The 4,304-nt window shown below is 67.0% G+C and carries 4 protein-coding genes; 2 read left to right on the top strand and 2 right to left on the bottom strand.

The genetic code is table 11. The annotated features are described in order from the left end of the window. Nucleotides 1–1,251, top strand: a 1,251-nt coding sequence (locus JGS39_RS37200) for a tyrosine-type recombinase/integrase (RefSeq protein WP_219574197.1), incomplete at its 5' end; no start/stop codon positions are given. A 205-nt stretch (nucleotides 1,252–1,456) separates the two neighbouring features. On the opposite strand, the gene JGS39_RS37195 is transcribed toward JGS39_RS37200, so the two are convergent. Continuing rightward, nucleotides 1,457–2,104, bottom strand: coding sequence for a TetR/AcrR family transcriptional regulator (locus tag JGS39_RS37195; protein ID WP_219574196.1), 648 nt, complete (start codon nucleotides 2,102–2,104; stop codon nucleotides 1,457–1,459). Nucleotides 2,105–2,229: 125 nt separating this feature from the next. Here JGS39_RS37195 and JGS39_RS37190 point away from each other — a divergent pair, with 125 nt between their 5' ends. Further along, nucleotides 2,230–3,204: a quinone oxidoreductase family protein gene (locus JGS39_RS37190; protein ID WP_219574195.1), complete on the top strand. Its 975-nt coding sequence runs from the start codon at nucleotides 2,230–2,232 to the stop codon at nucleotides 3,202–3,204. A 385-nt stretch (nucleotides 3,205–3,589) separates the two neighbouring features. On the opposite strand, the gene JGS39_RS37185 is transcribed toward JGS39_RS37190, so the two are convergent. After that, nucleotides 3,590–4,234, bottom strand: coding sequence for a class I SAM-dependent DNA methyltransferase (locus tag JGS39_RS37185; RefSeq protein ID WP_219574199.1), 645 nt, complete (start codon nucleotides 4,232–4,234; stop codon nucleotides 3,590–3,592). Nucleotides 4,235–4,304: the final 70 nt, after the last annotated feature.

Raw genomic sequence — 4,304 nt, 5'->3', positions numbered from 1 at the left:
TCCTCGCCCTGCCCTCCGCCGCACCCACCTTGTAGGCAGCCGCTGCCGCTGCTGCCCGTCCTGCTCCGGGTCGTCGACCAGCAGCGCAAGGACGCCGAGACCCGAATCACCGCGGCTCGCGCGACGCCGGCTGGAGAGAGGTTCTTCGGTGCCGGGCAGGAGTTCGAGCGCTGCCGGTCCGGGCAGGCCCATCGCGTCTACGTCACCGAGGTGGCCGTCGGCAGGCGGCGGAACCTGACCCACGAGGAGGAGGCTGCGTTCTGGTCCTGGGCGACGGTGGAAGTGCTGCGGCACACCGGCATCAAGATCGAGGAGATGCTGGAGCTCACCCACCACAGCTTCATCGCCTATACCCTGCCCACCACTGGCGAGGTGGTGCCGATGCTGCAGGTCGCCCCGTCCAAGACCGATGCGGAGCGCCTGCTGCTGGTCTCCCCGGAGCTGGCGGAGGTTCTGACTGCGGTCATCTTCCGGGTCCGGGCCGGGAACGCCGCCCTGCCGCTGGTGTCGGCCTACGACGTGTCCGAGCAGACCTGGAGCCCGCCGATGCCGTTCCTGTTCCAACGCCGGTACGGCACCGAGGACCGTCCGCTGACCCGCAGCTACATCCGCGAATGCCTGGTCGCGACCTCGCAGTCCGCCCAGATCACTGTGGCCGGCGACCCGCTCGAATGGCGCCCCCACGACTTCAGAAGAATCTTCGTGACCGACGCCATCCGCTCCGGACTGCCCCCGCACATCGCGGCGAAGATCTGCGGCCATGCCGCTCTGGACACCACCATGGGCTATGCCGCGATCTACCCAGAAGACGTGATCTCCCATCACCGGGCCTTCATCGCGCGCCGCAGAACCGAGCGGCCCAGCGAGGAGTACCGTGAGCTCACCACCACCGAGTGGGATGAGTTCCTCTCCCACTTCGAACTTCGCAAGGTCGCTCTGGGAACCTGCGGCCGCGACTACGCGACCCCCTACCAGCATGAAAACGCCTGCGTCAGATGTCCCCTACTTCTCGTGGACCCGGCCCAGATGCCTCGCCTTGAGCAGATCCACGCCAATCTCATCGACCGCCTCCAGGAGGCCAAGGAACAGGGCTGGCTCGGCGAGGTCGCCGCCATCGAGACCACCAAGGCCGCCGCCGCGCAAAAGCTGGAGGCCATGCGCGACCGTGCAGGACAGCCCTCCACCGTTCACCTCGGCATGCCCGATTTCCGCCGCGATGCCGGACGAAGCAGCACGGACTCCGAGGACTGAGCGCTGACGGGATTCTGATCACCGGACAGCGAAGCGCAGGGCCGCCTTCTGCCGCCTGGCTGGCCTCCTCGGGAGTCGGGCCTGACAGGAAAAGCTGAACAAACCAGCGGCTTCAACCTGCCGCAACCTACTTCAATCCACGTCGATGGATTGAGGCTCGCCCGACCTTCGGCTCGCGAAGCGCGGTCGGCGCGCCGCTGGATACTCACCGCTGCGGGGCGTTCGGGTGGCGGCTGTTCCTCGGCTCGGTTCTGCCCGCTGAGGCGTTGAGCAAGGCGGTCACCAAGGTGCGCAGCGAATCGGCGAGGCGCTGGCCGTCGCCCTGCTCCAGCAGGCGCAGGATCGGGTCGCTGTGCAGGGTGGCGAGCAGGATATGGGCCAGGAGTTCGGCGTCCAGGTCCGAACGCTCCTGGCTGATCAGCGAGGTGATGTGGTCGTGCCAGAACTGGTAGACGGGGTGCGCGCTGCGCGGATCCTCTTCGGGCTTGTGTGCTGTCGTCACGGCGTGGCCGAGCGCGGCCAGGAGTCCCTTGTTGCGGGCTACCACGTCAACGACGGCGTCGAGGAAGGCGAGGAGGCGCTCTCGTGACGGGGCACCCGGGCCCAGCGGCGGTGGGCCTGTCGTGACGGCTTCGTGCAGGGCAAGGGCCCGTTCTGCCATCAGCGCCCGCATAAGGCCCATGCGGTTGCCGAAGCGGTGGAAGACCGTGCCCTTGCCGACGCCGGCTGCGGCGGCGACTTGTTCCATCGAGATCTGCTCGGGCCGGTGCCGTGCCAGGAGTTCCTCGGTCGCCAGCAGGATCGCGTGCCGATTTCGTGCCGCGTCGGCACGTTCGCGGCGGCCTTCTGTCATCGAGTCCTCACCCCGCATGGACAACTGGACCGACGGTCCAGTACGGTCGCCGAAGCTGACCGGAAGTCCACTTTAGCTGTCGGCGGTGGCACCCCTTGCCCGTTGGCCCCTCAGGAGAGTCCATCATGCGACGAGTCCGCTACTACGAATACGGCGATCCGGACGTCCTCACGATCGAGGAGGCCGAAATCCCCACGCCGGGGCCGGGCCAGGTGCTCATCCGGGCCGAGGCGATCGGGGCAAACTTCGTCGACACCAAGTTCCGGCGCGGGCCGTCCAGCGGGGCGATCTTCCAGCGCCCCCTGCCCGGCAAACTCACCGGCGACGTGGTGGGCACCGTCGAAGCCGCCGGACTCGGTGTCGACACACAGCAGGTCGGCCGACGAGTCGCAGGGCTGGCCGAGGACGCGTTCGCCGACTACATCGTCACCGACGCGCAATGGCTCGCCCCGATACCCGACGGACTCGACCTCGGTGCAGCCAGCATGCTGCCCATGGGTGCCCCGGTTGCACTCCGGACCCTGCGCACCGGCCGGCTTGCGCCGGGTGAGACGGTACTGATCCACGCCGCGGCCGGCGGCATCGGCCACCTGGCCGTACAACTCGCCAAACTGCTCGGCGCCGGCACGGTCATCGCCACCGCCGGCTCACCGGCCAAACTCGACTTCGCCCGCAAGTGCGGCGCCGACATCGCCATCGACTACACAGACAGCGACTGGCCCGACCAGGTCCGCAAGGCCGCACCGCGAGGCGTGGACGTCGTTCTCGACTCCGTCGGCGGCGAGACCCTGCAGCGGAGCTTCGACGTACTGGCTCCGTTCGGCCGGATCGTCATCTACGGAGCTGCGAGCGGCGAGCTGACCAGCCTGCCTGTCACCAACCTCTTCGCCCTGAAGTCCGTGGCCGGGTTCTCGCTCATCGCATGGCGCGCGGCCGACCCCGAGCAGGCCCGCCGAGAAATGACCGAGGTCGCCGAATACTCGACTGCCGGGCAACTGCACACCGCCGTGCACGCCCGCCTCCCGCTCGCCGAGGCAGCCGCAGCACACCGGCTACTCGAAGACCGGTCTCAGCTTGGCCGCGTCCTCCTCCTGCCCTAAAAGCACGCGACACGCCGCACCTCACATCATCCGAGAAACTCTATGGTCGCCTTCAGTCAACGGGCAGCGGCCGCGATGCGAGGAAGCCGCTTCAAGATCAGTTCGGTTAAGCTTGCGTCCGATGTTCGCTCCTCCGGCCCGAGCCGTCCCAGCGAGACCGTCTGACCGAGATCCGCGGCAACCTGCTCGACCGAATCGCTGAAGCTCAGCGGGAGGGCTGGCTCGGAGAGGTCGAGGGTCTGGAGATCAGCCTGGCTGGCGCCGAGGACAAGTTGACCCAGCTCGATGCCGCTCTCAAGCCCTCATCCACCTGCGCCTGCCCACCTTCGGCGAGATCGCCGCGCGGACCACCTGATCGGCTCCGCCACGCGACTGGCGGAGCCGCTCACGGTTGACCACGCGCGAGGATGATCCCTCCCAGCTTGCTCTCGGCAGAGGTGAGAGTCTTGTGCGTCTCGACGGCGAAGCCGGCTTCATTCAGCCACTCAATCGTTTGGTCATGCTGCCGGCGATGGACATAGACCTTCATCGGGTGCCCGCCATATCCCTCAGTCTTCAACCGCGACTCATCGCCGACATGGAAGCTGAGCAGCAACTGCCCACCGGGCCGAAGCACTCGACGGAAATGCGCAAGAACCGAGCTGATCTCGTCGTCAGGAATATGGATCAGTGAGTACCAGGCGACCAGGCCAGTCACGGAGGCGTCGGCCAAGGCGAGGTCCGTCATGGAACCGAGATCGAACCGCACACCGGGGTGTTCACGACGGGCCACATCGATCATTCCAGGTGACAGATCGATGCCGAACGCGTCCAGGCCAAGGTTCCGCAGGTGGCCTGTGATCCTGCCTGTCCCGCACCCCACGTCCGCGACCAGCCCGCCGCCTTGGGCACGCACCTGGTCGGCAAACAGGGCCAAGACCGCGCGTTCCTCGGGTGTTTCGTCCAAGAGGTGACGTGTCAGCTCTGCGTAGCTTGCAGCGACGGTGTCATAAGACGTCCGCGTATCCGCCAACCAGTCATCTGCGTTCAGTCCCGTTTCCACCGAATGCAGGCTAACAAGTCATCAAGCGGCGTGACGGCTTAGGCACTGTTTCTCGGAT

The organism is Streptomyces poriferorum, from assembly GCF_019399235.1.
Classification (GTDB): domain Bacteria; phylum Actinomycetota; class Actinomycetes; order Streptomycetales; family Streptomycetaceae; genus Streptomyces; species Streptomyces poriferorum.
This window is presented reverse-complemented; position numbering and strand designations above follow the sequence as displayed.

Coding starts and splice junctions, on each gene's coding strand:
- JGS39_RS37190 (WP_219574195.1), top strand. CDS start 2,230: ATGCGACGAGTCCGCTACTACGAATACGGCGATCCGGACGTCCTCACG.
- JGS39_RS37195 (WP_219574196.1), bottom strand. CDS start 2,104: ATGACAGAAGGCCGCCGCGAACGTGCCGACGCGGCACGAAATCGGCAC.